We start from the raw sequence: 26,751 nt of genomic DNA, 5'->3' as shown, positions 1-26,751 counted from the left end.
AGTGAATTGTTGTCATGTAGCCTTTTTCGATGCCAAAATTTTGTTGCAGCACATAAGCGACTGGGCCAAGGCAGTTTGTTGTACATGATGCGTTTGAAATCACGAGGTCATCTTTAGTGAGTGTGTCGTGGTTTACGCCGTAAACGATTGTTGGAATATCGCTGCCGCCAGGGGCAGAGATGATCACGCGCTTAGAACCGTTTTGAAGGTGCTGACCAGCAGAATCTTTGCTTGTGAAGATACCTGTACACTCAAGTGCAATATCAACATCGCCCCAAGGCAATTCTTTCGGGTCGCGGATCGCAGTCACTTTGATCGGGCCTTGGCCAACGTCAATTGTGTCACCAGAAACAGTTACGGTACCAGGAAAACGGCCATGCACTGAATCGTAGCGCATAAGGTGTGCGTTTGTTTCGACAGGTCCAAGGTCGTTGATTGCAATAACCTGGATGTCGGTACGGCCAGATTCGATGATTGCCCGTAGAACGTTACGGCCAATACGGCCAAAACCGTTGATAGCTACTTTCACTGTCATGGTCAGATTTCCTTAATTCGAGAGGTGAAAAAAATACTGAATGTTGTTTTGAGTTAATATTTCCCAAAAGTCAAAATTTATTGGGCTGCATTAACAATCGCTTCTGTTGTGATACCAAAATGCGCATAAACTTCTTTATACGGTGCACTTGCTCCAAATGTATTCATGCCGATGAAATGTCCATCATGCCCGATGAAACGATCCCAGCCCATACGGACGCCAGCTTCAACCGCGATACGGATTGTTTCGTTGCCGAAAAGAGCTGATTTATATTCATCGCTTTGTTGTTCAAACAGTTCAAAGGACGGCACAGAGACAACACGTGTTGCTTTGCCAATTTTATCCAATTGCTCTTTTGCTTCAAGGGCAAGTTCAACTTCTGAACCAGATGCAAAGATCACAACTTCGGCATCGCTCTCAGAGCCAGCCAGCGTATAAGCGCCTTTTGCACAAAGGTTTTCTTCGCTAAAATCAGCACGAACGCTTGGTAGACCTTGTCTTGAAAGGGCCAGTGCACTTGGTGTTGATTTTGCTTCGATGGCAATTTGCCAACATTCTATCGTTTCCGTCACATCAGCAGGGCGGAAGACATTGAGATTTGGCATCGCGCGTAGGGAGGCCATGTGCTCAACAGGTTGGTGTGTTGGGCCATCTTCGCCAAGACCGATGGAATCATGGGTCAAAACGTGGATAGAACGAATCCCCATCAAAGCGGACAAACGAATAGAGGCGCGGCAATAATCTGAGAAGATCAAGAAGCCACCTGAATAAGGAATAAGACCGCCGTGCAGTGCCATGCCGTTCATTGCAGCAGCCATGCCGTGCTCGCGAATACCCCAACGCATATAGCGCCCGCCGTAATTGTCGGCAGTAATATCAATCATGCCCTTAGTGAGCGTGTTGTTAGAACCGGTTAGATCGGCAGAACCACCAATTGTTTCAGGCAAAACGCTGTTGACCACTTCAAGCGCCATTTCAGATGCTTTTCGGGTCGCGACTTTTGGTTGGTCTTCTGCAAGTTGGCGTTTGTAATTGGAAATTGCTGGTGCCAAAGTACCTGCAATGTCGCCGTTAAAACGTCTGTCGAACTCAGCTTTGACTTCAACGTCGAGTGCGCCGTGGCGTTTTTCCCAATCAACGCGGGAATGACCTGAGCGAAGCCCTGCAATGCGCCATGCGTCTAGGATGTCGGCTGGAATATCGAATGGACCATGATCCCAACCAAGCGCCTTTCTTGCGCCTGCGATTTCTTCGTCACCCAGTGGTGCGCCGTGAGAAGAGGCTTTGCCTGCTTTTGTCGGTGCGCCGTAACCAATGGTTGTTTTGCAAGCAATCAAGCTCGGCTTGGTTTCATTTTGTGCTTGCTGAATTGCCTTTGCAATCGCCTCTGGATCATGTCCATCAATGGTCTGAACATCCCAACCAGCAGCTTCAAAGCGCTTGGTCTGGTCACCAGATTCGGCAAGAGATATTGGTCCGTCGATGGAAATGCCATTGTCGTCAAACAAGACGATCAAGCGATCAAGCTTATAGTGGCCTGCCAGCGAAATTGCTTCGTGGCTGATGCCTTCCATCAAATCGCCGTCTGATGCGATAACGTATGTGTTGTGGTCGACAATGTCGTCGCCATATTCCGCATTCAAGACGCGTTCAGCAAGAGCCATACCGACAGCCGTAGAGAGGCCTTGGCCGAGTGGGCCTGTGGTTGTTTCGATGCCTGTTGCGTGGCCATATTCTGGGTGGCCTGCGGTTTTTGCGCCTAGCTGGCGGAAGTTCTTAATCTCTTCCAGCGTCATATCTTCATAGCCGGTGAGGTGAAGCAGAGAGTAAAGCAGCATGGAGCCGTGGCCAGCTGACAGAACGAAGCGGTCCCGATCTGGCCATTTTGGCGCGCGAGGGTCAAACTTTAGGAACTGTGTAAACAACACAGTCGCCACATCTGCCATGCCCATTGGCATGCCGGGGTGGCCGGAATTTGCCGCTTGAACAGCATCCATTGAAAGCGCGCGAATTGCATTCGCCATCTTTTGAGTTTTTTTGATGTCAGTCATATCTGTATTTTCGCCGAAATAGGGGCCTAGCGTATAGTTTTAGGCTAACCCGAAGGAGCCATAAAACTCGATTAAAGTACACTTGTTGCGGATGCTCATAACCAATACGATGGCAAGTGAAGGGATCAGCGATTACAAGTAAGCTTGCGGTGTGTTAAAGACTTTCGTTTGCGGCGCATACATAACAGGTCACCTTTATGAGTCAATGTAGGAACCACGTGGTTTTGTTCCTGTGGGGTGGAAAACAGCTTTCTTTGCGATTGGGGCGTGTAAAGAAGGTATCTCATATACCTGTGGTTGAGTATTTTGTTCGCTTTACATTCGGTGCATTGATAAAATAACCTTGGTTGAGTTGATTGCTCATCGCTTTTAACAAGGAACATTCGTGCTGATTGAAAAATCTCTGTGTGTTGTTGGCCCAAGGTGCGCCTAGGTGTTGACGGTTAGTGGGCATGGCGCTTAGGTGCATAAATACTTTGAAAGTATAGAAATAGTGACAGAGAAAACGGCGACAAATTTGAGAGAAGATGATTTAAAAGGTGCTATACGCCAGCTTGCGTCTTCTTTGGATGGGTTGGAATCTGCTGTGGAGCGTCATATTGATGACAAAGACCGCATGTCTTCTCTCGATGGTGAAATGGATGACATTGTGCTCGATCGTTCGCGGCTTGCTCAATCATTGGATCGGGCTGAGGCGCGGTCTGGTCGATTAGAAGAGGCCAATAAAGAAGTGTCCCGACGGTTAGTAAATGCGATGGAAACAATACGTTCCATCATAGAATCTCAAGCCGATTAGGAAGTAGAGCGGGTATTTCATGGCGCATGTAAGCGTGATCATTGATGGAAAAACCTACCGAATGGCCTGCAAGGATGGCCAAGAGGAGCATTTGCGTGGCCTCGGGCAGAAAATGGATGAAGCCATTCAAACCCTGAAAGATGGTTTTGGCGATGTTGGGGACCAGCGTCTTGCTATCATGGCTGGCATTATGATGGCCGACCAACTTTCTGAAAATGAGCAAGAGGTTAGAGGCCTTAAAGCTGAAGTTGATACCTTGAAAGAAAGCCGCAATGCCTTGATTGAGCGTTATCATGGTGCGGAGAGCACGTTGGTGCGTGCGCTGCATGAGGTGACAGACCGCGTTACAGCTCTCACCAATAAGCTGAACGGTGGCAGCGGTTCCGAGCCAACCACTGTCGATGCTGATAAGCCGACTAGATAAGCGAAAATTTCAATAAATCGTCACAGCAAATAATTTGTTGATAGCCATCTGATTTGAATAGTCTTATATGGATAATGAGCTGCGCTTCGCGTCAGGATAATTCATGCCAGGGGCCTTAATGATCTGAACGGGAGCTGTCCCTGTCTTCGCTCGTGGGCTTAGACATTCACGGCGCCCACCTACTATGTAGGTTTTCAGGCATTGATAAACATCCAACGGTTGTCGTGGCTCACTTTTTTCGGCTTTTGCCTTTTATGGAATCTTGAATGACGGACAGTTTGAGAATTTTGAAAAAGGGCCTGCGTGAACAGGTTCTTGCGATCCGTGATCAATTGTCGTCTGATATCCAAACCAAAGCGGCTCATTCTTTGCAAAACCATACTGAGCTTATCGGCGATGTGAAGGGCAAAGTGGTGTCGAGCTTTTGGCCGATCCGCTCTGAGATTAACCCATATAATTTAACTCAAGAGTTGAAACAGCGCGGTGCGCAATTGGCTTTGCCTGTTGTGATGGACAAGACAACCTTGGAGTTTCGAGCCTATGATCACGATGATGATCTGATTGATGCTGGTTTCGGCACCAAAGGTCCAAGCGCCAATGCTGCGGTCGTCGATCCAGATATTTTGCTTGTCCCGCTTGCAGTCTTTGATTTGCAGTGTGGGCGGATTGGATATGGGGCGGGTTTTTATGACCGTGCAATCGCAAAATTGCGGGCGAAAGGGCGTCTGCCCAAAACCTTCGGTATTGCCTTTGAGCAACAAATGGTTGATCAGGTGCCGCAAGATGGGTTTGATATAAAACTTGATTATATTTTGACCCCAGAGAAGACTTATAAAAATGGCATTGCTTATCAAAACCCTGCCGTTGGAGAGAATTAATGCGCCTATTGTTTATCGGTGATGTTGTTGGTCGTTGCGGGCGTGAGGCCGTAGACAAAATCTTGCCGAACTTGATTTCTGATCATGCCATCGATTTTGTCGTGCTTAATGGCGAGAATGCAGCTGGTGGGTTTGGTATTACTGAGGATATCCATAACCGCTTTATCAATGCAGGCGTTGATGTGGTGACGACTGGTAATCACGTTTGGGACCAGCGCGAGGCGCTTGAGTTTTGTACCCGCCACGATAATTTCTTGAGACCTGCAAACTATGCAGCGGGTGCACCGGGCAAGGGCAGCGGTGTGTTTAGTGCGCGAAATGGCGCGCAAGTTATGGTGATGAATGTGATGGGGCAGGTTTTCATGCACCCAACGCTCGAAGATCCTTTTCAATGCGTCGAGAGAGCTTTGGCGTCTTGCCCAATGGGTGAGCACGTTGATGCGGTGGTCATTGATATGCACGCAGAAGCAACCAGCGAAAAAATTTGCATGGGGCATTTTGCGGATAGCCGTGCCTCACTTGTCGTTGGAACACATACCCATGTGCCGACCAGCGATTATCAAATTTTGAACGGTGGCACTGGCTACATGAGTGATGCAGGGATGACCGGTGATTATGATGGTTCACTTGGTATGATGAAAGAAGCGCCAATACAGCGCTTTTTGACCAGACTACCTGGTGAACGCATGGAAGCAGCTCCTGGTCCAGCGACGTTATGCGGTGTTGCTGTTGATACAGATGATACCACAGGGTTAGCTGTTGCTATTGAGCCGGTTCGTATTGGACCTAGATTGCGCGAACACATTCCTAGTTTTTGGTGATCAACTCGGTTTATGAAAGAGGGATAATGCCATGTCTTTAAATTTCGGACGCAGCCTAATGGCTATCCCCGGTCCCTCGGTTATTCCTGACCGTGTACTTAATGCAATGCATCGGCCTTCACCCAATATCTATGAAGGTGCGTTGATTGATTTAACGGCGTCGCTTTATCCTGATTTAAAAACGGTGGCCCAAACCAATGGCGAAGCGGCGATTTATATCGCCAATGGGCACGGCGGATGGGAAGCAGCTCTACGCAATGTGCTTAAAGCTGGCGATAAAGTCTTGGTGCTTGCAACAGGGCGTTTTGGCCTTGGTTGGGGCGAGATGGCTGATAGCTTGGGTGTTGAATGCCAAGTGCTGGATTTTGGCATGTCTTCCGATCACGGTTTACACGCTGTGAGCGAAGCGCTCAATGCTGATAAAGAGGGCGCTATTAAAGCTGTCTTGTGTGTGCAGGTGGATACCGCTTCTTCTATCCGCAATGATATTCCTGCGCTCAGAGCAGCCATTACCGCAGCCGACCATGAGGCTTTGTTGATGGTTGATTGCATCGCTTCACTCGGTTGCGATCGTTTCGAAATGGATGCGTGGGGCGTCGATGTTATGGTGACGGCCTGCCAAAAAGGTTTGATGACACCAGCAGGTCTTGCTTTCGTGTTTTTCAACGACAAAGCAAAGGAAGCGAGAAAGCGTTGTGACCCTAGCGAATACTGGGATTGGAAAACGCGGGTTGATGGCAAGATTTACTATCAACAATTTTGTGGAACAGCGCCAACCCATCATCTTTATGGGTTGCGTGAAGCTTTGGATATGTTGGTCCATGAAGAAGGTATTGAGGCCGTATGGGCCCGCCATAAAACAATTGCGAATGCGATTTGGGCAGCTATTGATGCGTGGGGTAATGCACCTAAGGCTCACTTTAAGCACAATGTTACCGATCCTGAAAAACGCAGCCATGCGGTCTCAGCCATAGAAACTGGACTTGGCGAGGCGACACGCGTTCGCCAATGGAGCGAACATCATGCTGGCGTCACGCTCGGTATTGGCCTTGGCTTTGGATTACCCGGCACGGAGGGGTGGGATAACCATTTCCGCATCGGCCATATGGGGCATCAAAATTTGCCTATGGTTATGGGTGCATTAGGCGCTATTGATGCGGCGTTGAAAGCTGAAAAAATCACCCATGGTAATGGGGCGCTAGAAGCGGCAAGCCGTGTGCTCGCGCAACATTCGGCCTAATAATATAGGCACCAATATTTAGATAGAAGCTACCAGCCGCCGTGGGTGTCGTCGCTGGGTAGGTTTTTGTGAACTTCTGTTCGTTCATCAACTGAAGCAGGCTTATCAAAGGCCTCTAAAATACGATCTGGCATATGCGGCACGTCGCGCTTGCGGTCGTCTTCTAATCCGAAGCTCGTAATTGATAGCGCGTTTGGTTGCAGAACCACGCGCCCCGGCTCAAATCGTGAAAACTTACTCTTGTCTTCGCGCGCAACATCACGGCGCTGGAGTAGTCTCCAAATGACATAGATGATGATAGTCAAATGCGCCCAAAGGGTAATGATGAACAGGCCCTTTGTGTCTGATGTCAGCATGATTAAGCCTGCGAAAAATGGGCCAAGAATTGAACCACCTCCAAATAATAACAGCATGCCCCCGCTGGTTTGAAGATAACGGTTCTTATCAGCGTGGTCGTTTGCGTGCGCCATAACGACAGGCGGCAAAGAATAGATCGCACCGCCAAACACCGCACCAGCAATGAGCATCGCCGTTGTGCTTGGTTGTGATATGCGCAAGAAAAACACATCGATACAGGCAGCCCCAGCAGCGAGAATAACCAAAATTATACGGCGGTTAAATCGGTCTGATAGATAGCCAATTGGAATTTGAACCAATGCCCCCGCCAAAATAGTAACACTCATAAAGGTCGCGATCGTTGCGATATCGAGGTTAAGGCGTTGTGCAAAGACGGCACCCAATGAACCAAAGGCGCTGTTGGAAATGCCAATCAAAGTGATCGCAACCACAGCAGAGGGAGAGTTCTTCCACAATGCAGGCACATCAAAAGATGCTTTTTGCAAGGGTTGCGGTTTCGTTCGAACTGACAAGGCAGGTGGGATAATCGCGATTGTGTAGAAGATCGCCGCTATGAGAAAGAAGATCGGGCCAGATGTATCACCTGTTACCAACAGCATTTGGCCTGCCGTGGTGGCACTTAAATTGACCATTGTGTAAACGCCAAACACTTTGCCGCGTGTTTGTGAATTGGTGCGCTCATTGACCCAGCTTTCAACAATCATGGCGGTTCCAGCAAAGCAAAAACCAGCCGCCGCCCGCATGGGTATCCACACGATAGGGTCAATCACAATGAGCGAGATAATGACAGCCAAAGTTGCCATTGAAGCCATGACGCTGAAAACACGCACATGGCCAACTCTTAAAACCATTGAGGGGACGTAAAACGCGCCAATAATGAATCCGAATGCCCAACTGGTTCCAAGCAGGCCAAGGGCGAGGGATGAAAAGCCCTCGCTGCCGCCTCTGATTGGAATAATCAGGCTGTTCATACCGCCCGCAAGCATCAAACACGCATACCCAACCATCAGCGCGGCAAGCGGCCGAAACTGGGTGATTGTCAGAGAGTCAGATTTATTGGCCACAGGGGTGCAATGCTTTTGAAAACGTCCGTTTTCTGAACGGGCCCGAACGTAGGTTAAGATTTAGAAGATTGATCTGCATATAGGGATTTCTACCAGTGAATTACAAGCAAATATTAATGGCTGAATTCATGGCCGAAGGTAATTCCTCATGTTATTTTAAAACCCTGCAAATTTAGGCGCAATAAGAGGACGGTTTGGCTGTTTCGAATAATTCGTCATGGACGCGAAACTTAACGGCTTGATTTACGCCTTTATGTGTCTGATGTTAACGCTTCGATGAGTGAGAGATCAAAATAGCTATGAACCGTAAAGACTTGGGTGCTTGGGATTTTATTATTGTGGGCGCTGGAACCGCTGGGTGCCTGCTTGCCAACAGATTGAGTGCGGACCCATCCAACAAGGTGCTGCTTTTAGAAGCGGGCGGTAATGATAATTATCACTGGATAAAAATTCCGGTTGGCTATCTTTATTGCATTGGCAATCCCCGTACCGATTGGCTTTATAATACTGCATCTGAGCCAGGCTTGAATGGACGTGCGCTTGGTTATCCACGTGGCAAAGTGCTGGGTGGCTGCTCTTCCATCAACGGCATGATTTATATGCGAGGCCAATCGCGCGACTTTGACCAATGGCGACAGCTTGGCAATGTTGGCTGGGGTTGGGATGATCTTTTGCCACTCTTCAAGAAAGTAGAAGACCACCACACCCGCGACGATGAATTTCACGGGCAGGGCGGTGAAGTGCGCGTTGAACAGCAGCGCCTTCATTGGGGCGTTTTGGATGCTGTGCGGGAAGCGGCAACAGAGCTTGATCTGCCTTTGGTTGATGATTTTAATGATGGCGACAATTTGGGGTCTGGCTATTTCGAAGTGACCCAATCGCGTGGCCGTCGCTGGAGTGCTTCAGATGCGTTTTTGAAACCTGTGATGAACCGGCCAAACCTGCGCGTTATCACCCATGCTGACACGGAAGTTTTAACCCTTGAAGGTAAGCGCGTGACGGGTGTGAATTTCACCGTAAAGGGTGAACCATGTACGGCGTCTGCAACCCGTGAAGTGGTGCTGGCAGCTGGCGCTATCGGTAGCCCGCGCATTATGCAAAGTTCTGGCATTGGGCCAGCCGAATTACTGCGTTCTTTCGACATTGATGTGGCGCATGAGCTTGCAGGTGTTGGGCAGAACTTGCAGGACCATTTGCAAATTAGAACCGCGTTTAAAGTGACAGGGTGTGAAACCCTAAACGAGCGCCAAGCAAGCCTTTGGGGTAAAGCCAAAATTGCGGCTGAATATGCATTCAACCGTTCTGGCCCCATGTCGATGGCACCGAGCCAACTTGGTATTTTTGCGAAATCTGACCCAAGCTATGAAACGGCAAACATTGAATATCATGTGCAGCCCTTGTCGCTCGAAAAATTTGGTGACCCGCTGCACGATTTCCCTGCGATCACGGTATCGGTTTGTAACTTGCGGCCAGAAAGCAGAGGTGCAGTTTCGATCACCTCTAAAGACACAACCGTGCCGCCAGACATTCGCCCGAACTATCTTTCAACAGAAGCAGATAAACGCGTCGCCGCCGATAGCATTCGCCACGCGCGCGCCCTCATGGCGACCAACCGTATGGCAGAATTTCAGCCGGAAGAATTTAAGCCCGGCACGCATATCGCCTCAGATGAAGAACTCGCCAAAGCGGCGGGTGATATTGCAACAACGATCTTCCATCCAGTCGGCACGTTGAAAATGGGATCAGACAATATGGCCGTGGTGGATGATCAACTGCGCGTGCATGGGCTGGAAGGTTTGCGGGTCGCCGATGCCTCGATCATGCCGACAATTACGTCAGGCAACACCAATGCGCCTGTGATGGCGATCGCGGAAAAAGCGGCGGGCATGATGCTGGGGTGATGTACGAAATTGGCTTATGGTTGATTAGATTTTAAACGCGAGAAGGTCGCTTAGATGTACAAACTCTTCTATGCACAAAAAAGTGCCTCAATGGGAATGCGGGTTTTATTGGAAGAGATTGGCGCGCCCTACGAGCTGATTGAAACCACGGTGGATAAAGACACCCCCCGCCCAGCTGAACAACTAGCGATCAATCCCAACGGCTGGGTTCCTGTTTTAACGTGGGATGGCGGTGCAATGTATGAAGCGGCCGCGATCACGATTTTCCTTAGTGATCGCCATCCTGAAGCCAAACTTGGCCCTAACGCGAATGACCAGACCCGCGCGCTTTATTTGCAAACGCTGGTCTACTTCTCAAACGCGGTGCAAAATGCCTATCAGCTGACTTATTATCCAGATCGGTTTGCGGATACGCCCGACGGAGAACCCAGCGCCCAACAACGCGGCAACCGCCGTCTTCGTGAGACATGGCAGGTGATTGATGATCAAATTGGTTCGAACGAATGGTTGCTCGGTGATCAATTCAGTGCCGCCGACATCTACCTATTCATGCTAACCACATGGCTACGCCCTGCAAAGGGACACCCTGATCTCAGCGAATTTCGAAACGTCGAACGCATCGCCAACAAGGTAAAACAACGCCCGTCAGTTCAGGCCGTTTATGAGACTTGGATTGATAATCCGGAATATTGATGGCCCTGCTTTCTTGACGATAAAGCAGGTAAAAATTTCATTCAGCTCGATTTTCAATGAGCGCAACCTGTACCAGCGTAAGGACAATATTTAAAATATGGACTGGGTTTCTTTATCTAATTTAACTTCTCTTACGTTAATTTTAACGGTAATGGCCACGGCCGCGATGGCAGCTTCTGCCGCCATTCAAGGGGTGCGCCAAGGCTTTGATCCGTTTGGTGCTACCGTATTGGCAGTCGTGGTGTCCGTTGGTGGCGGCACTTTGCGAGACCTGCTTATCGGTGCAAGCCCCGTTTTTTGGCTGAATGATTTAACCTATCTGTCAACGGCTGTACCTGTTGGTCTTTTGACATTTTTTCTAGCCAACAGGCTGCAAAAAGGTGGGGGACGACGCTTGAGGTTGCTGCTTTATTTAGACGCAATCGGCCTTGGCCTTTTCACGATCATTGGTGTGCAGGTCGCATTGGATGTTGGCCTGCCCATTGCGAGTGCCGTCGTGCTTGGTTGTATCACAGGGGTCGCGGGCGGAATTTTTCGCGACGTGCTTTCGGGGCTGCAACCAACAATTTTAAAACAAGACCTTTACGCAACAATTTCGCTGCTCGGCGGGCTTTTTTACGCCATTGGCAAAGATTACATGTCTGACGTCGTCATTTCGATATTGGCGTTTGTTTTGATGGTCATTTGCAGATTTCTGGTCGTGTATAAAAGCACCAAAAACTGAGATGCGAACGAAAGCGTTTTAGGTAAAATCAAAGCTGTTGGTTCTAGCTGATGGATTTGCAAACCCTACCCACCCACACACTGCTCCAAGGGCCCATTGGCTCGCAAAAAATCCCAGCGTAGGGTTAGCTTCTCGTCTTTTAATTTAAAGCCCAAAAAGTAGCTGCGAACACTGTCTTCGCCGCAGTGGGCGTTGGCGGCGGTTTGTTTTCCAGTTGGACTGTTTTCCACCGGGCCCCAGTTGAGGCTGCACCAAAGGTTGCCTTGCTTCACCCATTGCGGGGTGATGACATAGGGTGCGGCGCGCACGGTGCCGCCTTTTTTGAAAGGCTCGCGTGCGCATTGTTTTTTTGTGCCCCAAATACCGTAAAACGCTTCTCGTTTATCGACGGCCTCTTCGCTTAATGCGGCGAGAGGGGTGAGGATAAGGAGCGATGTTAGAATAAGGGTACGCATGGTATTGCGATAGCAAGGTTGAGCTTGCGCTTCCAATCAAATTGGCGTGTGAAATTGGGAAGCTATTCTCTAAAGGTTGAGCGAACTCTAATTATGCGTTCGGTTTAGCTGGCAGGAGATGCGCCGCGACCGAAAAGCAACCATGATGGGCTGGCACCAAGAATGCCGGCAAGCATTGTCAGACGGTTAGAACGCGGCGTTGCGCGGTCATGTTCCCATGCTTCTAAGGTCTCATCTTCTACGCCCACTAATTCTGCAACTTCGGACAAGGATGAGTTTTGAATGGCTCTGGCTCGGCTCAAACGGCCACCAAGGGTATCAAAGTCTCCAGTCTTCGTCGTCATGTTAGTTGAGGGCATAAATGAGCATCCTTATTGCTGTTCTAATTGCGACAATGTACATGTCGTATAGTTTATTTGCGCCATGATTGCAAATAAATGCGACATTTTAGGATGCGCATGTCGTAATGCCGACATGCTGCCTGTTGGGTAGCATCGGTTTTAAGTCATCAAATTGATTGAAAGTTTGGGCTTTAAAATACTAGCCGCGGGTTCACTCTGCCAACCGATAACGAACGACAATGCCCGCATTCACAATCACCGTGGTGCGCTCTGTGACTTCGTCATAGACGTTCAGTCCACCTTTCACCCCGCGTGGTGAAACGGTGCCGTACGGCAGTTCTTTTGCAACGAGGTCGAGGTCGATTTTTTCTGGTTCATTCGCTGCCAAGGTTAGTTCGATTTCCATGGCGTTTGGGTCGAGGCCGAGCGTTTTAAAAAAGGTGAGGGATGAGTGATGAATCGCGTCTTGCACTGCGCGTTTTCCAGCCTTCGTGTAATCTGAACCGTATAGATCAACACCGACGCCCATTTCCAAAATGATTTGTTTGAGTTCGCTCATGATGCAACCCTCCAGTCTTTGTCCTCGGGCAGGTCGAGATAAACCACGACGGCGGCGTTGACCATGATTGTCGAAGATTCCCCGTTGGCTTTCAGCGTATCAAGGCCACCCAGTTCAACGCTTACTTCTGCTTGGCCATAAGGCAGGGTTTCGGCAACGGCTTGCTTGTCCACTTGGTCCGGTTTCTGTGCGCCGATAATGATTTTCACATGCATATCTTCCCGTGGCACATTGAAAGCATCAGCAATGGTGAGCGAGTTTTGCCGCAGCGCGTTTGACAAAGCGCGGATGGCGGCTTTGGTATAATCTTCGCCTCTAATATCGGTACCCATACCGAGTTCAAGAACCATGCGTTTTAAGGCCATGAGGTGTGTCTTTCTGTTTAATTAGTCGTGAGCTTTTGGAAACGCTCAATACTGATATTGGAGCCGCAAGCGATTATGCCAACTTTTTTGCCTTCTAATGTTTTATGCAACGGGCCGATCAGGGCTGCAAGGGATGAAGCACAGGCGGGTTCCGCGAGTATCTTTAGACCATCCATCATGTGACTCATTGCAGTACGTAGCTCATCGTCAGTGACGCGTACGATCTCATCAACATGAGCACGCGCTAAGGCCAAGGAATAAGGCGCAGTCATCGGAGAACCAAGGCTATCTGCGATGGTGTCGACTTTTTCAAGAGTTGTAATTTCGCCTGTTTGGAAGCTTTGAAACATTGCGTCCGCGCCAAAGGGCTCAACGCCAAAAACGTGTATATTCGGATTGTGCAGTTTGGCGGCAAGGCTCATGCCACTGATTAACCCGCCGCCGCCAATAGGCACGATTAACGCATCAAGATCAGGGTAGGCTTCTAAAAACTCTGCCGCGCATGTGGCGGAACCGAGTGTCATATGTTCGCCTTCAAACGGGTGCATGATGGTGCGGTCTTCATCTTCCGCGATTTGTCCCATGGTGCTGAAGGCGTCTTTGATGGTTTCAACCAAGACGACTGTCGCACCGAGAGCCTTGCAACCTTCAATGCGCACGGGGTCAACGTGGCTTGGCATGACGACTTTGGCGCTTATGCTTAGTTTGCTAGCTGCCCATGAAATTGCAAGCGCATGGTTTCCACCACTTACTGTGACCACGCCTGCATTCTTTTGTTGTTTGGATAATTGCGACATACCGATAAAAGCGCCGCGTGCTTTAAAGGAACTAGCTTGTTGGAGGTGTTCCAGCTTAATAAAGGCCGATGAGCGTTCGGGTAGTAGATGTGTAAGCCGATCAGATGTCAGCGGTGCGATAGGTGTTTTTACAAGGTCGCCTTGGATGATGGTTCGTGCATCGATGACGTTTTGATACGTAGGGAAATTTGTCATCCGAACCAATCTGTGAGCGAGGGTTTAAGAGAGTAATTTGTTTATTTGCAAAATATGCTTGTGACCAATCAAATTGGCAGATTTTTTAAGAATATTAACCTTTGTATGATTTTATTAACCATAATTTTCACCTCTGGATTTGATGTTATGTTTGCTAAAAAGAAAAAAGACACTGCTATTGATGAAGCTAATGCGCATGTAGACCGCACTGAATTCTACGAATCTATGATGAATATAATGCGTCATGGTATCGCTTTCATTGATGCAGATCACTATGTCGTTTTTGCGAACAAGGCTTTTTGGGCAAATTATTTGAACGTAAATGCTGATTTACCCAATCCCGTCCACATGACGGAAATGCTTCGTGCCTTTTTGACGAAAAGCAAATTTGCAGGTGATATCGATGCGGAAATTCAAAAACGTTATCAACTCGTTGTAGCTGGGTGTGTTGGCTTAGAAATGTCGTTCCCTAATGGCATGGCGATGTGTATCGACCGGATCGTACGTGAAGATGGGGCGATAATCGCCGCAGGTAACGATGTCACGGAATTGAAAGAAGCTGAAAAGAAAATACATAGCGAGTTCGCCGCCTATCAAGATCGTGTGGCAAGTGAATTGGCCGCGGCTGGTACTGAGATTGGTGGCGCATCGACGACACTGAGCCACAGTTGCGAAGGCATCGCAAAAGGCGCTGAAGGGGCAATTGAACTTTCCGCCGCTGTTTCTTCTGCAACGGAAGAAATGTCTGCCTCCATCAATGAAATTGCAGGGCGCACCAATGTTGCCGCTGAAAAATGTGGTGGCGCCAGTACGGTTGCTGCAGAAGCTGAAGCTAAAGTTTCCGAATTATCTGAAGCCGTCGAGCGCATTGAAACGTTTGCTGCAACAATTCAAGCGATTGCAGATCAAACGAACCTGCTTGCTCTTAATGCAACGATTGAGGCCGCCCGTGCGGGTGAAGCTGGCCGTGGGTTTGCCGTTGTTGCGTCTGAGGTGAAATCTTTGTCGCAACAAACAGCCAACGCGACAGCTGAAATTAGCAGCCAAATTGAAGATGTGCGAAATGTCTCTTCTGTTGCGGCTCAAGCGATTGAGAAAATTACGGCTTCTATCCGCGAAATTTCCGAAATGTCGACGGATACAGCAAGCGCAGTTTCTCAGCAGCGCGGGGTTGTTGGTGAGATTGTGACCCACATGGGTGAACTGCAAGGTGTTGTTTCTGCAAACAAGGGCGCAATTGCCGAAATTGAAAATGTCGCAGGCAAAGTAAATAAGAATGCAGAAGAATTAACTGGCAAAATTACAGCCCTTGTTCAAGAAGGCGTTAAATCAATCGCCTAAAAGTAGTCAGAGTTCTTTACTCCCACTGGTTGATCATTTCGAGATTTGTCTTTATTAGGCTGGCATGAGCGCAAACTATGCGCCTTGCTCATGAGTGGCCTGTGGCTAAATCATGAGCGAAAACATGAATTTCGAACACTAGGTGAGTGGGTAAGATGGCAAGATTGGTTATGAAGTTCGGCGGAACATCCGTCGGCGATCTCGACCGAATTCGTCGTGTTGCACGCCATGTTAAGCGTGAAGTTGATGCTGGGCATCAAGTGGCCGTTGTCGTTTCCGCAATGTCTGGCGAAACCAATCGCCTTGTCGATTTATGCAAACAAGCAGCACCCATGCATGACGCGCGTGAATATGACAGCGTTGTTGCCTCTGGTGAGCAAGTGTCTTCGGGCCTTCTTGCGATCACCCTTCAATCTATGGGCGTCGATGCGCGGTCATGGCTTGGCTGGCAGATTGCGCTTAAAACGGATAGTTCGCATGGCGCGGCGCGCATTGAGGATATCGATTCAGATAAACTCGATGAACGTCTTAGGCTTGGCCAAGTCGCTGTCATCGCAGGATTTCAAGGTATTTCGCCTGAAGGTCGTGTTGCGACCCTTGGTCGCGGTGGGTCTGATACAACAGCGGTTGCGATTGCTGCGGCAATTAATGCAGATAGATGCGATATTTATACAGATGTAGATGGTGTCTATACGACGGACCCGCGTATCGTGAAAAAAGCGCAGCGCCTTGAGCGTGTGTCTTTTGAAGAAATGTTAGAAATGGCGTCGTCAGGCGCTAAAGTTTTACAAGTGCGTTCGGTCGAATTGGCGCATATTAAAAATGTGCGGACCTTTGTGCGGTCTTCATTTACTGATCCGGATGATCCGTCGATTGTGAATGCAAGTTTTCCGCCTGGCACTTTGATTTGTGATGAGGATGAAATCATGGAACAGCAACTGGTAACTGGCATCGCTTATGCAAAAGACGAAGCGCAAATTTCTCTGCGTCGTGTTGCTGATACGCCGGGAGTTGCGGCAGATATTTTTGGCCCGCTTGCTGATGCCAACGTCAATGTTGATATGATTGTGCAAATCGTCTCTGAAAGCGGCGATACAACAGATATTACTTTTACAGTTCCATCTGGTGATTTTGAACGTTCAATCGAAACATTAAATAAAGCCGGCTTTACAGATGTTGGCGGCGATAAGAATTTGGTCAAAGTGTCCGTTATCGGTATTGGTATGCGTTCGCATGCGGGTGTCGCGGCGACTGCTTTTAGAGCCCTTTCAGAAAAGAACATCAATATTATTGCGATCACAACTTCGGAAATTAAGATTTCCATTTTGATTGATGCAGCGTATACGGAGCTTGCAGTGCGCACACTTCATAGTGTGTACGGACTGGACGCTGATTAGTTATCCTAATCTCAAATTGAGGAACGTTACATGCGGCCTGGACCCGCTGGTCCTCGTATCTTGCTGCGCAGCCTGCGCGAAATTATGGCGGAGCAGATACAACCACAGGATCGGTTGAACAAGATTGTGAATCAGATTGCCTCGAACATGGTGGCCGAGGTCTGCTCTATCTATGTCTTGCGTTCTGATGGTTGTCTTGAGCTTTTCGCAACAGAAGGCCTGAAAGCCGAAGCGGTTCACTCGGTCACGCTGAAAATTGGGGAAGGTCTTGTTGGTCTGATCGCCTCAACAGCCTCACCACTTAATTTATCAGATGCGCAAACGCACCCAGCCTTCGCCTATTTGCCGGAGACTGGCGAGGAAATCTATAACGCGTTTCTGGGTGTGCCGATCTTGCGAGCAGGTAGCACGCTTGGCGTTTTAGTCGTCCAAAACCGCGCTCACCGTGTTTATTCAGAAGAAGAAGTCGAAGCGCTTCAAACCATTGCAATGGTGTTTGCCGAAATGATTGTCGGTGAAGAGCTCAAGGGCTTGCTGTCTAATCAGACTGAATTAGACCGGCTGCGCTCGATGACAATTTCAGGCTTGGGTTTTGCTGAGGGTATTGGCCTTGGTCATGTGGTTTTGCATGAACCGCGTGTGGTTGTAACCAACCTTATTAGCGAAAATTCCAACACGGAAATGCAGCGCCTTGATGCGGCGGTGAATGATCTGCGCTTGTCGGTTGATAATATGTTGTCACGACGCGATATCGCGGCAACAGGCGAACACCGTGAAGTGCTGGAAGCTTACCGCATGTTTGCCCATGATCGCGGTTGGGTTCGCAAGATGGAAGAGGCAATTGGTAATGGCCTCACCGCGGAAGCTGCCGTTGAAAAAGTACAAAGTGATATGCGCGCACGGATGTTGCGCCAGTCAGATCCTTATTTAAAAGAACGCCTGCACGATTTTGATGATCTGGCTTATCGCCTGCTTCGTCAATTGATGGGTAAATCTGACGGCGTTGATACGGATGATATTAGCGACGCAATCATCGTTGCTAGAACAATGGGTGCGGCTGATCTTCTGGATTATGATCCTGAAAAAGTGCGCGGCCTTGTTCTGGAAGAAGGCGCGCCGACCAGCCATGTGACGATTGTTGCGCGTGCTCTTGGTATTCCGACTGCCGGACAAGCCGAAGATGTTTTGACGCTGCTTGATGCTGGCGAAGCAATCATTGTTGATGGTGATACGGGCGAAGTACACCTGAGACCTGCCAGTGACGTTGAGGCTGCCTATGCCGATAAGGTGCGTATGCGGGCGAAGCGCCAAGAGCGTTATGTTGAACTTTTAAACGTTGAGCCTGTCACCAGAGATGGTACGCGGATCGATCTTAACCTCAATGCTGGTCTTGGCATTGATATGGAAAACCTAGAGACAACAAAGGCAGATGGCGTTGGTCTTTTCAGGACTGAGCTCCAGTTTATGATCGCTTCAAGCTTGCCTCGATTGACCCAGCAGCAAGATTTTTATGAAGCCGTTATAAACCGCGCAGCAGGCAAGCCGGTCACCTTCCGTTTGCTTGATATTGGCGGTGATAAGATTTTGCCTTACATGCGGATGGGGTCAGAAGAAAACCCTGCAATGGGCTGGCGCGCTATTCGTCTTGGACTTGATCGACCGGGTCTATTTAGAGTTCAAGTGCGGGCACTCATTCATGCCTCTCGCAATCGCGAATTGCGTTTGATGATCCCGATGGTCACTGAGGTCGAAGAGGCTCGCGAAGCAAAGCAGCTTGTTCAAAAAGAAATTGCACATGCCTCCCGCCACGGCCGTGGATTGCCATCTAAGGTGAGCTTTGGCGTGATGATTGAAGTGCCATCTCTGCTTTGGCAGATGGAGGAACTGTTTGAAATCGTCGATTTTGCCTCTGTCGGTTCCAATGATTTGTTGCAATTCCTGACGGCTTGTGACCGCGGCAATATGAAGCTTTCTGGCCGTTTTGATAGTTTGACCAAAGCAAATATGAGTGCGCTGAAATCTATTGTTGATGCAGGTACGAAGGCTGGAAAGCCTGTCACGCTGTGTGGCGAAATGGGCGGACAGCCAATTGAAGCTTTGGCATTGCTTGGCCTCGGCTATCGCTCGCTTTCCATGAACCCTTCATCAATTGGTCCTGTCAAAGCAGCGGTTCTTGAAACCAACCTTGAAACGCTCAAGGCAGAAGTTGACGCTTTTATGAGTGGGCCAAATAATGAGACATTGAGAGAGCGCTTGACGCGCTTTGCTCAAACACACGATATTCCTTTGTAGCGAACAACATCCGCTGCGCCTTTAATCTCTGCTTTCTTTCAGAAATGAACCCCTATGCTTTCAGATGAAAAAATTAATTCAATTGTTGCTCGCGCCGATGACATCATGGCGCAGATGGCTGAAAGTCCAGAGCCTGAGATTTATGTGAAATTGTCGAAGGAGTTTTCGGACCTTGAGCCTGTTGTAAACAACATCAGGGAATTGAAGGATTCACAAAACGAGTTTGCTGATCTGGCGGAAATGCTGGCGGATGGTGACACGGACGCTGAAATGAAGGAAATGGCTGAAGCTGAAATGCCTGAGCTTCGCGAGAAAATTGACGCGCTCACCGCAGAAATTCAAGTTCAATTGCTGCCCAAAGACATCGCCGATAAAAAGAATGCGATTGTCGAAGTCCGCGCAGGCACGGGCGGTGATGAAGCGGCTTTATTCGCAGGTGATTTATTCCGCATGTATGAGCGCTATGCCGCCGTACAGGGTTGGAAATTTAATGTCATGACCATGAATGACGGCGACGTTGGTGGCTTTAAAGAGGCTGTTGCCAATATTTCCGGTGAAGGTGTGTTTGCGCGTTTGAAATTTGAATCGGGCGTTCACCGTGTGCAACGGGTGCCAGAAACAGAATCAGGTGGCCGCGTGCATACATCAGCAGCAACCGTTGCCGTTCTTCCTGAAGCGGAAGAAGTTGATATTGAAATCCGTACTGAAGATATTCGTATTGATACAATGCGGGCATCAGGCGCTGGCGGGCAGCACGTTAATACAACCGATAGTGCGGTTCGAATTACCCATGAACCAAGCGGTATTGTTGTAACCTCGAGCGAAAAGTCACAACACCAAAACCGCGCCAATGCGATGAAAGAACTACGGGCTCGATTGTTTGATGCGGAACGCCAAAAAGCGGACAAAGAGCGCGCTGATTCCCGTAAAGGCCAAGTGGGTTCAGGCGACCGCTCTGAGCGGATTAGAACCTACAATTTCCCGCAGGGGCGTGTTTCTGACCACCGGATCAATTTGACGCTTTATAAACTTGAAAAAGTGCTCATGGGTGAAGCGCTTGATGAACTTTTGGACGCGTTGATTACAGACCACCAAGCAACGCTCCTTGCTGCCACGAACGAGGAATAAGAGCGTTGAGCATGAAGCTTGGCACGCTCTATGCTGAGTGTCGGCAAACGCTTCGCAATGCGCTTTCATCCCATTCATTCGCGACGCCAGACTTGGATGCAAGACTGCTTTTATGCCATGCGCTTGATTTTTCCAGTCATGCCCCTGTCACTAATCCCGACCTAATTATAGATGATCAAGGCTGTGCTTTGGTTCATGACGTAATTGAACGCCGTGCATTGGGCGAACCTGTTGCCCGTATTCAGGGGTATCGTGAATTTTGGGGTCTGCGCTTCGATCTTAATGACGACACGCTGATACCACGCCCAGAAACGGAAGGTATTGTTGAAATCGTGCTTGAGTGGGCGCGAGGGCAAGGCCGAGAAGGTGAAGCGCTTACTATCGTTGATATAGGTACGGGTAGCGGCGCCATTTTAACAAGCCTTTTGACAGAGTTGCCGAATGCAATTGGCATCGGTTCTGATATTAGCCAAGAAGCGCTGAATATGGCGGTACAAAATGCTGAACGGCAGGGTGTGCAAAAACGCTTTAAGCCCATGATTTCAAATTATGGTTCTGCTCTTGAAGGAACCTATGACGTGATCGTTTCAAATCCGCCTTATATACGCGATGATGACCTTCAAAACCTTGGTGATGGGGTGAAGGAGCATGACCCTGCGCGGGCTCTTTTTGGTGGCGAAGATGGGTTAGATGCTTACCGAGCGCTTACGCCGTGGTGCTATCAAGCAATTCGTGAGGATGGAATTTGCCTGTTTGAACATGGATTTGACCAACAAGCACAGGTGATGGCATTGGCCAAAGAGATAGGTTTTGAGGATGTTCAGCCGATTTTTGATCTGTCTGATGTGCCTCGTATTGTGAAAATGGTCAAAAAATCACAAAAATAACTTAAAAGTCATGGGGTTTGTGGATAAATCGCTTGGAAATACGGTGGGAAATGAGTAACGTGGTTTGTGAAGGTGATCACATTCTTGTTTTAGAGTGACACCAATTTTATGTCCCGCACAATCACAGCACCTTGTATGAGCTAATAGCGCAGGTGAGAAGTGCTTTTGATAAGGGACCAATCTGACCAGCACCTTTGATGTAGGCCAAGTGAAAAATTCTTAAACTCAAGAAAAAACAGTTTTGTTCTGTCGTCACTTTTAAGCAGTGATCGAGGAACGTAGATTTAACATGAAGAGAGCCGTGTATGAGGCAGAATAATAAAAATAATCGTGGTCGTGGTCGCGGTGGACGTAAGAGCCCTAATCCTCTCACACGTTCTTATGAGAGCAACGGTCCAGATGTGAAAGTGCGCGGCACGGCGCAGCATGTGGCTGAAAAATATTTGACGCTTGCCCGCGATGCCTTGTCTTCTGGTGATAGCGTTGCTGCGGAAAACTATTTCCAGCATGCAGAACACTATAACCGTATCATCATGACAGCACAGGCACAGCAAAGTGCGGCGCGTGATGAAGAACGGCGCCAACAGGTTGCTGCAAGTGGCCAAAGCGAGCAACCTTCTGTTGACGGTGGTGCTCAACCGACGCCTCCATCTGGTGAAGAGCCTCAGCCATCCATGGGTGATGTGCCGGTCAATGGATCGTCAGCAAATGGAAATGCCGCAGCCTCTGAAAATGGCGATACGCGCAATCAAGACGAGCAACCAAGACCTCGTCGCCGTAGACCGCCAAGTAAGCCTCGCGCTCGTGCAAGCGAAGAGGGCGATGTGGAAGTAAAAGCAAAACCAGCAGATGTGAGCGAGAGTATCGCTGACAATCCTCCGGCATTTTTACTTAACGAATAGACTTTGTCTGTTGACTAACTTTAAATCTATGACTTTATCGCCATGCTTTTGCTGCATAGCGCGCTAGAATATCTATGTTTCCGCCATTTTACAGTTCTTATTAAGTGTTTCATTAATAATAGAGTGGTATTCTTTAGTAACTAGAGTGTACTGGGCAGTTGCGGACTTGAATTTCAACAATGTAAAAGCAGCTTTTATTGCTGAAGATAAGTTATCTGCCTTAGGTGTTTTGGCGGAGCTAAGCAGCGATCTTTCAATTGAGTTGATCGTCTGGGAGTTTATCGACGCCGCTGATCTTACAGCCTTTGACATCGTTATTGTAAGCTTAGATCTCAAACACCCAAGCATTGCCAGTCAGCTAAGTGATGTCCTCAAAACATCACAATTTACGGGGCAACTCATTTTTGCGACTGATAAATCTAGTCGTGTAGAGGTAACACAGGCTCATGCATTAGGGGCCGTTAGCACGATTGCGCGCCCTATAAATGTAACGCAACTTTCCAAAACACTTCTTGATGTTACGCATATCAATATACAATCGGAAAAAGAGCCGATTGAATTTGCATCAGATACCTGTATCAAAATAGCAGATATGATGGATGCGGTTACCATTGCCGCACGCCGTGGTGGACCTCTTCCTTTGGACGAAATCCATATTAATTGCGAGAATGTTATTGCGTCGATGCGTAATGGAAATATGAACACATGGCTGAAAGCTGTGCGGTCACATTCTTCATATACCTATCGTCACGTTATGATTGTAACCGGATTTGCAGCACTCTTTGCGACGCGGTTCAACATGGCGCAGGAAGATGCAAGCAAGCTTACTCTAGGGGCGATGCTGCATGATATTGGCAAGATTTTCATACCTGGTAAAATTCTCCACAAGCCTGGAAAACTGACGCAACACGAGACGGAAATTGTTCGTGAGCACGCGGTAAAGGGCGCAGAACTGCTAGAAAAAGATGGCAGTTTTGATGATGAGCTGATCATGATTGTACGCAATCATCATGAACTGTTGGATGGAAGTGGTTATCCGGACGGACTGCGTGGGGATGAAATTCCCGATATTGTGCGCATCATGACGGTCGTTGATATTTTTTGCGGATTGATAGAGGCGCGGTCTTACAAAGCATCATTGCCGATGGATACAGCTTACAAAATGTTGCGAAGCATGGGCTCGAAGTTGGACCAGGCAATCGTTCGTGGGTTTGAACCAATCGCCTATGATAATGCGTCTCACGAGATGATTAAGAAAATCAGAAAGACAGCGGCCTAAAAAATTAAATAATTTAAGTTTTTTTTCGTCTTTTGCTCTTACTCTCCCGCCGTAAGAGTGAACTAGGCGTGCGTTTAATGGGGCAAAACACTAAATTTTCAATCAAAGCAGCATTCGTAACGGATGACAAAACGCATGCCGTAAGCATTATGCCGGCTGTGGCTTCTGTGATTGATATCGAGCTGTTTGCTTGGGAAAGCCTGCAAAGCAATGATTTGCTGGGTGTTCATATTCTTATTTTTGATGTCGATATTGCTAACGTTGAAAATATCAATCGTTTGAAAAGCATTCATAAGTCTGTCGGTCATGAGCCGCATACAATTTATCCGGTCGACCGCAGGGATCATCGTGCTGAATCTCAAATAAATGCGTTAAGAGCGAAGCATACTGTAGCCCGCCCGCTAGTGAGCGGCGCATTAATCGAAAAAATAACAGATATTTGCGAAAACGAAGCCGATGTTGTGTCGTATATTGCTGCGAACACGCCTGAAAAGAAAGCAGCGGCAACATCGCTGATGATTTCAGATCTCTTCGATGGTATATCAAGTTCGATTTTACGCGGTGGGCTGTTGCCAACGGCTGAACTGAACACAACCACGCGGGATGTTGTTCGGACGCTTGAATCAGCTGATATGAACACATGGTTGGCAGCTGTTCGGACGCATTCCTCATTTACCTATAAGCATGTCATGGTTGTTACTGGTTTCGCAGCAGCCTTTGGTCTTGTCTTTAACATGGGCCATGAAGATAAAGAGCGATTGACGCTTGCAGCGCTTGTTCACGATATTGGTAAAACCAAAACACCGCTCAAAATTTTGGATAAACCGGGAAAACTATCTGATGCCGAGTTAAGGACGATGCGTAAGCATCCGGTTGAGGGTTACGAAATTCTCGCTAAAAATCCTGATCTTGGACACGAAATCGCGATGGTCGCGCGTAGCCACCATGAATATTTGGATGGCTCTGGTTATCCAGATGGGCTTGGCGCGTCTGAAATTCCAGATATTGTTCGCGTGATGACTGTTATTGATATTTTCTCAGCATTAATTGAGGCGCGATCCTACAAACGTTCGTTGCCGCCAGAACAAGCCTATGCTGTCTTACAGGAAATGGGCGGTAAACTTGATCAGGATGTTGTGCGAGCATTTGAGCCAATTGCTCTTAGCCAAAACACAAATGATCTCGTAACACGTTTAAATCGAACTGTTGCATAACTTATAGAACGGGAAGATAGAGTGGAGTGCGCTTGTTGTTTGGTTGAAAACGACTTCGCAAATTCCCATATCTTAATCGTCCCTTGCCATTTTTGGGAGGGGTGCGGTTGTCCATGAGGGAGGCCGGTGGTTTGAAATGTCTTTGTTTGCTCCGCAGTGAGAAATAAAGCAGCAGACTTTAGGAGTTCACTTTATGAACATGGAACAGTATTCAGAGCGCGCGCAGGGGTTTATTCAATCTGCCCAGACGTATGCGCTTGGCCAATCACATCAACAATTTTTGCCTGAGCATTTGCTTAAAGTGATGCTTGATGACCGCGAAGGTTTTGCCAGTGGCTTGATCGAACAGGCTGGCGGTGATCCCAAAACGGCTCTTCTTGGCGTGGAAGCTGCCCTTGCCAAACTGCCAAAAGTAAGCGGCGGCAATGGCCAGATGTATATGAGCCAGCCAATCGCCAAGGTTTTTTCAACAGCAGAAGACATCGCGAAAAAGGCGGGCGATAGCTTCGTTACCGTTGAGCGTTTGCTTTTGGCGCTCGCGATGGAAAAGCTAGCGGCCACGGCGTCAATTCTCAAAAAGAGTGGTGTAACGCCGAAAGCGCTTAATTCAGTGATCAATGATATACGCAAAGGGCGTACGGCTGATAGTGCGACCGCTGAAAACGCCTATGAAGCACTGAAAAAATACGCACGTGATCTCACTCAAGATGCGCGGGACGGAAAACTTGATCCGGTGATTGGTCGTGACGAAGAAATTCGCCGTGCCATTCAGGTGCTCTCACGTCGCACGAAAAACAATCCGGTGCTGATCGGTGAGCCGGGCGTTGGCAAAACAGCGATCGCCGAAGGCTTGGCGCTGCGGATCATCAATGGCGATGTGCCTGAAAGCTTGCGGGACAAGCAATTGCAGGCGCTGGATATGGGCGCTTTGATTGCGGGTGCAAAATATCGCGGTGAATTTGAAGAGCGTTTGAAGTCTGTGTTGAATGAAGTGCAATCTGCCAATGGCGATATCGTGCTTTTCATTGACGAGATGCATACTTTGGTCGGCGCTGGTAAATCAGATGGCGCGATGGATGCGTCTAATCTTTTGAAACCGGCACTTGCACGTGGCGAACTTCATTGTGTTGGGGCGACCACGCTTGATGAATATCAAAAATATGTCGAGAAAGACGCAGCCCTTGCGCGTCGGTTCCAGCCCGTTTTCATTAATGAGCCGACGGTGGAAGACACAATCTCGATTTTGCGCGGTATTAAAGAGAAATATGAGCTGCACCACGGTGTAAGAATCACCGACAGCGCGCTAGTTTCTGCTGCTACATTATCTAATCGTTACATCACAAACCGTTTTTTGCCAGATAAGGCGATCGATTTGATGGATGAGGCGGGTTCACGGTTGCGGATGCAGGTTGATTCTAAGCCAGAAGCGCTTGATGAGTTGGACCGCAAGATCATTCAATTGAAAATTGAACGCGAGGCGCTTCGTAAGGAGACAGATGTTGCCTCTAAAGATCGTTTGAGTGCGCTTGAAAATGAGCTAACCGCACTAGAAGAAGACGCAGCTGCGCTCACAACCAAATGGGAATCAGAAAAAGCGTCTCTTTCAGATGCTCAAAAACTGAAAGAAGAGCTGGACCACGCCCGCATTGAATTAGAACGTGCGCAACGCACGGGCGATTTAGCGAAAGCGGGTGAGCTTTCATATGGTTTGATACCTGAGCTTGAGAAAAAGCTTAGTGAGGTTGAAGCCGCAGGCGATGCGCGGGAGAATGAGCTTGTGCATGAAGCCGTGACACCTGAAAATATCGCCCATGTAATCTCGCGTTGGACAGGTATTCCAGTCGATAAAATGCTGGAAGGTGAGCGCGAAAAATTACTTCGCATGGAAGATGAGCTTGGCAAGACCGTTGTTGGTCAAGGCGAGGCGGTTCATGCCGTATCCACTGCTGTGCGTCGTGCGCGGGCAGGGTTGCAAGATCCTAACCGTCCAATTGGCTCGTTTATGTTCTTAGGCCCAACAGGTGTTGGTAAGACGGAGCTTACCAAAGCGCTGGCGACCTTCTTGTTTGATGATGAGACTGCGATGGTGCGTGTCGATATGTCTGAGTTCATGGA

Annotated in this window: 25 protein-coding genes and 1 other RNA gene; 18 read left to right on the top strand and 8 right to left on the bottom strand. The window is 48.5% G+C overall.

Going from position 1 to position 26,751, the window contains the following annotated elements; genetic code table 11:
- The coding region (locus ABJO30_09735) for a glyceraldehyde 3-phosphate dehydrogenase NAD-binding domain-containing protein (protein ID MEP3233093.1) at positions 1–535 on the bottom strand (535 nt) is incomplete at its 3' end.
- Positions 536–612: 77 nt separating this feature from the next.
- A complete protein-coding gene (tkt, locus tag ABJO30_09730; GenBank protein ID MEP3233092.1) occupies positions 613–2,586 on the bottom strand; it encodes a transketolase in 1,974 nt (657 codons plus the stop codon).
- Positions 2,587–3,079: 493 nt separating this feature from the next.
- Here tkt and ABJO30_09725 point away from each other — a divergent pair, with 493 nt between their 5' ends.
- From ABJO30_09725 to ABJO30_09700, 6 genes are all read left to right on the top strand, one after another.
- Positions 3,080–3,382: a DUF4164 family protein gene (locus tag ABJO30_09725; GenBank protein ID MEP3233091.1), complete on the top strand. Its 303-nt coding sequence runs from the start codon at positions 3,080–3,082 to the stop codon at positions 3,380–3,382.
- A gap of 19 nt (positions 3,383–3,401) precedes the next feature.
- The gene (locus ABJO30_09720; protein MEP3233090.1) at positions 3,402–3,806 is read left to right on the top strand and encodes a cell division protein ZapA; all 405 of its coding nucleotides are present in this window, start codon (positions 3,402–3,404) and stop codon (positions 3,804–3,806) included.
- Between the two features lie 73 nt (positions 3,807–3,879).
- Positions 3,880–4,041: non-coding RNA, 6S RNA (gene ssrS / locus ABJO30_09715), on the top strand.
- A 31-nt stretch (positions 4,042–4,072) separates the two neighbouring features.
- Complete coding sequence (locus tag ABJO30_09710) at positions 4,073–4,684, top strand: 5-formyltetrahydrofolate cyclo-ligase (GenBank protein ID MEP3233089.1); 612 nt, start codon at positions 4,073–4,075, stop codon at positions 4,682–4,684.
- On the top strand, positions 4,684–5,505 hold the full coding sequence (locus ABJO30_09705; protein MEP3233088.1) for a TIGR00282 family metallophosphoesterase: 822 nt from the start codon (positions 4,684–4,686) through the stop codon (positions 5,503–5,505). Before ABJO30_09710 ends, ABJO30_09705 begins: the two co-directional genes overlap by 1 nt.
- Positions 5,506–5,536: 31 nt before the next feature.
- Complete coding sequence (locus ABJO30_09700; protein ID MEP3233087.1) at positions 5,537–6,745, top strand: aminotransferase class V-fold PLP-dependent enzyme; 1,209 nt, start codon at positions 5,537–5,539, stop codon at positions 6,743–6,745.
- Between the two features lie 29 nt (positions 6,746–6,774).
- On the opposite strand, the gene ABJO30_09695 is transcribed toward ABJO30_09700, so the two are convergent.
- Entirely contained in the window at positions 6,775–8,166 is a 1,392-nt protein-coding gene (locus ABJO30_09695; protein MEP3233086.1) for an MFS transporter, read from the bottom strand.
- A gap of 299 nt (positions 8,167–8,465) precedes the next feature.
- Between ABJO30_09695 and ABJO30_09690 the strand changes: the two genes are divergently transcribed.
- From ABJO30_09690 to ABJO30_09680, 3 genes are all read left to right on the top strand, one after another.
- Entirely contained in the window at positions 8,466–10,067 is a 1,602-nt protein-coding gene (locus ABJO30_09690) for a GMC family oxidoreductase N-terminal domain-containing protein (protein MEP3233085.1), read from the top strand.
- A 54-nt stretch (positions 10,068–10,121) separates the two neighbouring features.
- Positions 10,122–10,760 (top strand): glutathione S-transferase family protein, encoded by a 639-nt coding sequence (locus ABJO30_09685; GenBank protein MEP3233084.1) that lies wholly within the window; start codon positions 10,122–10,124, stop codon positions 10,758–10,760.
- 97 nt (positions 10,761–10,857) lie between these two features.
- The gene (locus ABJO30_09680) at positions 10,858–11,484 is read left to right on the top strand and encodes a TRIC cation channel family protein (GenBank protein MEP3233083.1); all 627 of its coding nucleotides are present in this window, start codon (positions 10,858–10,860) and stop codon (positions 11,482–11,484) included.
- Between the two features lie 65 nt (positions 11,485–11,549).
- On the opposite strand, the gene ABJO30_09675 is transcribed toward ABJO30_09680, so the two are convergent.
- The 5 genes from ABJO30_09675 to ABJO30_09655 form a co-directional block, all read right to left on the bottom strand.
- Positions 11,550–11,939, bottom strand: a complete 390-nt coding sequence (locus ABJO30_09675) for a hypothetical protein (GenBank protein MEP3233082.1) — start codon at positions 11,937–11,939, stop codon at positions 11,550–11,552.
- 104 nt (positions 11,940–12,043) lie between these two features.
- A complete protein-coding gene (locus ABJO30_09670; GenBank protein MEP3233081.1) occupies positions 12,044–12,298 on the bottom strand; it encodes a helix-turn-helix domain-containing protein in 255 nt (84 codons plus the stop codon).
- A 193-nt stretch (positions 12,299–12,491) separates the two neighbouring features.
- A complete protein-coding gene (locus ABJO30_09665; GenBank protein MEP3233080.1) occupies positions 12,492–12,839 on the bottom strand; it encodes a Lin0512 family protein in 348 nt (115 codons plus the stop codon).
- Positions 12,836–13,204, bottom strand: a complete 369-nt coding sequence (locus ABJO30_09660) for a Lin0512 family protein (protein ID MEP3233079.1) — start codon at positions 13,202–13,204, stop codon at positions 12,836–12,838. The genes ABJO30_09665 and ABJO30_09660 overlap by 4 nt, the downstream gene beginning before the upstream one ends.
- Before the next feature lie 17 nt (positions 13,205–13,221).
- A complete protein-coding gene (locus ABJO30_09655) occupies positions 13,222–14,196 on the bottom strand; it encodes a threonine/serine dehydratase (protein ID MEP3233078.1) in 975 nt (324 codons plus the stop codon).
- A 147-nt stretch (positions 14,197–14,343) separates the two neighbouring features.
- On the opposite strand from ABJO30_09655, the gene ABJO30_09650 reads away from it, so the two are divergent.
- From ABJO30_09650 to ABJO30_09610, 9 genes are all read left to right on the top strand, one after another.
- A complete protein-coding gene (locus ABJO30_09650; protein MEP3233077.1) occupies positions 14,344–15,537 on the top strand; it encodes a methyl-accepting chemotaxis protein in 1,194 nt (397 codons plus the stop codon).
- A 155-nt stretch (positions 15,538–15,692) separates the two neighbouring features.
- The gene (locus ABJO30_09645; protein MEP3233076.1) at positions 15,693–16,934 is read left to right on the top strand and encodes an aspartate kinase; all 1,242 of its coding nucleotides are present in this window, start codon (positions 15,693–15,695) and stop codon (positions 16,932–16,934) included.
- A gap of 30 nt (positions 16,935–16,964) precedes the next feature.
- The gene (gene ptsP / locus ABJO30_09640; GenBank protein MEP3233075.1) at positions 16,965–19,226 is read left to right on the top strand and encodes a phosphoenolpyruvate--protein phosphotransferase; all 2,262 of its coding nucleotides are present in this window, start codon (positions 16,965–16,967) and stop codon (positions 19,224–19,226) included.
- A 54-nt stretch (positions 19,227–19,280) separates the two neighbouring features.
- Positions 19,281–20,354: a peptide chain release factor 1 gene (gene prfA, locus ABJO30_09635; GenBank protein ID MEP3233074.1), complete on the top strand. Its 1,074-nt coding sequence runs from the start codon at positions 19,281–19,283 to the stop codon at positions 20,352–20,354.
- An 11-nt stretch (positions 20,355–20,365) separates the two neighbouring features.
- On the top strand, positions 20,366–21,241 hold the full coding sequence (prmC, locus tag ABJO30_09630; protein MEP3233073.1) for a peptide chain release factor N(5)-glutamine methyltransferase: 876 nt from the start codon (positions 20,366–20,368) through the stop codon (positions 21,239–21,241).
- A 305-nt stretch (positions 21,242–21,546) separates the two neighbouring features.
- Positions 21,547–22,143, top strand: coding sequence for a DUF4167 domain-containing protein (locus ABJO30_09625; GenBank protein MEP3233072.1), 597 nt, complete (start codon positions 21,547–21,549; stop codon positions 22,141–22,143).
- A 145-nt stretch (positions 22,144–22,288) separates the two neighbouring features.
- Positions 22,289–23,422: an HD domain-containing phosphohydrolase gene (locus tag ABJO30_09620; protein MEP3233071.1), complete on the top strand. Its 1,134-nt coding sequence runs from the start codon at positions 22,289–22,291 to the stop codon at positions 23,420–23,422.
- A 77-nt stretch (positions 23,423–23,499) separates the two neighbouring features.
- On the top strand, positions 23,500–24,636 hold the full coding sequence (locus ABJO30_09615; protein ID MEP3233070.1) for an HD domain-containing phosphohydrolase: 1,137 nt from the start codon (positions 23,500–23,502) through the stop codon (positions 24,634–24,636).
- Positions 24,637–24,829: 193 nt separating this feature from the next.
- The coding region (locus ABJO30_09610) for a Clp protease N-terminal domain-containing protein (protein MEP3233069.1) at positions 24,830–26,751 on the top strand (1,922 nt) is incomplete at its 3' end.

It is taken from the genome of Hyphomicrobiales bacterium (assembly GCA_039973685.1).
In the GTDB taxonomy this organism is placed as follows: Bacteria; Pseudomonadota; Alphaproteobacteria; order Rhizobiales; family JACESI01; genus JACESI01.
The sequence above is the reverse complement of the archived record's forward strand: the minus strand, read 5'-3'. Positions and strand labels throughout refer to the sequence as shown.

What these genes read in the sequence shown, in the direction of transcription:
- tkt (MEP3233092.1), bottom strand. Translation starts at nt 2,586, where the DNA reads ATGACTGACATCAAAAAAACTCAAAAGATGGCGAATGCAATTCGCGCG.
- ABJO30_09720 (MEP3233090.1), top strand. Translation starts at nt 3,402, where the DNA reads ATGGCGCATGTAAGCGTGATCATTGATGGAAAAACCTACCGAATGGCC.
- ABJO30_09710 (MEP3233089.1), top strand. Translation starts at nt 4,073, where the DNA reads ATGACGGACAGTTTGAGAATTTTGAAAAAGGGCCTGCGTGAACAGGTT.
- ABJO30_09705 (MEP3233088.1), top strand. Translation starts at nt 4,684, where the DNA reads ATGCGCCTATTGTTTATCGGTGATGTTGTTGGTCGTTGCGGGCGTGAG.
- ABJO30_09700 (MEP3233087.1), top strand. Translation starts at nt 5,537, where the DNA reads ATGTCTTTAAATTTCGGACGCAGCCTAATGGCTATCCCCGGTCCCTCG.
- ABJO30_09690 (MEP3233085.1), top strand. Translation starts at nt 8,466, where the DNA reads ATGAACCGTAAAGACTTGGGTGCTTGGGATTTTATTATTGTGGGCGCT.
- ABJO30_09685 (MEP3233084.1), top strand. Translation starts at nt 10,122, where the DNA reads ATGTACAAACTCTTCTATGCACAAAAAAGTGCCTCAATGGGAATGCGG.
- ABJO30_09680 (MEP3233083.1), top strand. Translation starts at nt 10,858, where the DNA reads ATGGACTGGGTTTCTTTATCTAATTTAACTTCTCTTACGTTAATTTTA.
- ABJO30_09675 (MEP3233082.1), bottom strand. Translation starts at nt 11,939, where the DNA reads ATGCGTACCCTTATTCTAACATCGCTCCTTATCCTCACCCCTCTCGCC.
- ABJO30_09670 (MEP3233081.1), bottom strand. Translation starts at nt 12,298, where the DNA reads ATGCCCTCAACTAACATGACGACGAAGACTGGAGACTTTGATACCCTT.
- ABJO30_09665 (MEP3233080.1), bottom strand. Translation starts at nt 12,839, where the DNA reads ATGAGCGAACTCAAACAAATCATTTTGGAAATGGGCGTCGGTGTTGAT.
- ABJO30_09660 (MEP3233079.1), bottom strand. Translation starts at nt 13,204, where the DNA reads ATGGCCTTAAAACGCATGGTTCTTGAACTCGGTATGGGTACCGATATT.
- ABJO30_09655 (MEP3233078.1), bottom strand. Translation starts at nt 14,196, where the DNA reads ATGACAAATTTCCCTACGTATCAAAACGTCATCGATGCACGAACCATC.
- ABJO30_09650 (MEP3233077.1), top strand. Translation starts at nt 14,344, where the DNA reads ATGTTTGCTAAAAAGAAAAAAGACACTGCTATTGATGAAGCTAATGCG.
- ABJO30_09645 (MEP3233076.1), top strand. Translation starts at nt 15,693, where the DNA reads ATGGCAAGATTGGTTATGAAGTTCGGCGGAACATCCGTCGGCGATCTC.
- ptsP (MEP3233075.1), top strand. Translation starts at nt 16,965, where the DNA reads ATGCGGCCTGGACCCGCTGGTCCTCGTATCTTGCTGCGCAGCCTGCGC.
- prfA (MEP3233074.1), top strand. Translation starts at nt 19,281, where the DNA reads ATGCTTTCAGATGAAAAAATTAATTCAATTGTTGCTCGCGCCGATGAC.
- prmC (MEP3233073.1), top strand. Translation starts at nt 20,366, where the DNA reads ATGAAGCTTGGCACGCTCTATGCTGAGTGTCGGCAAACGCTTCGCAAT.
- ABJO30_09625 (MEP3233072.1), top strand. Translation starts at nt 21,547, where the DNA reads ATGAGGCAGAATAATAAAAATAATCGTGGTCGTGGTCGCGGTGGACGT.
- ABJO30_09615 (MEP3233070.1), top strand. Translation starts at nt 23,500, where the DNA reads ATGGGGCAAAACACTAAATTTTCAATCAAAGCAGCATTCGTAACGGAT.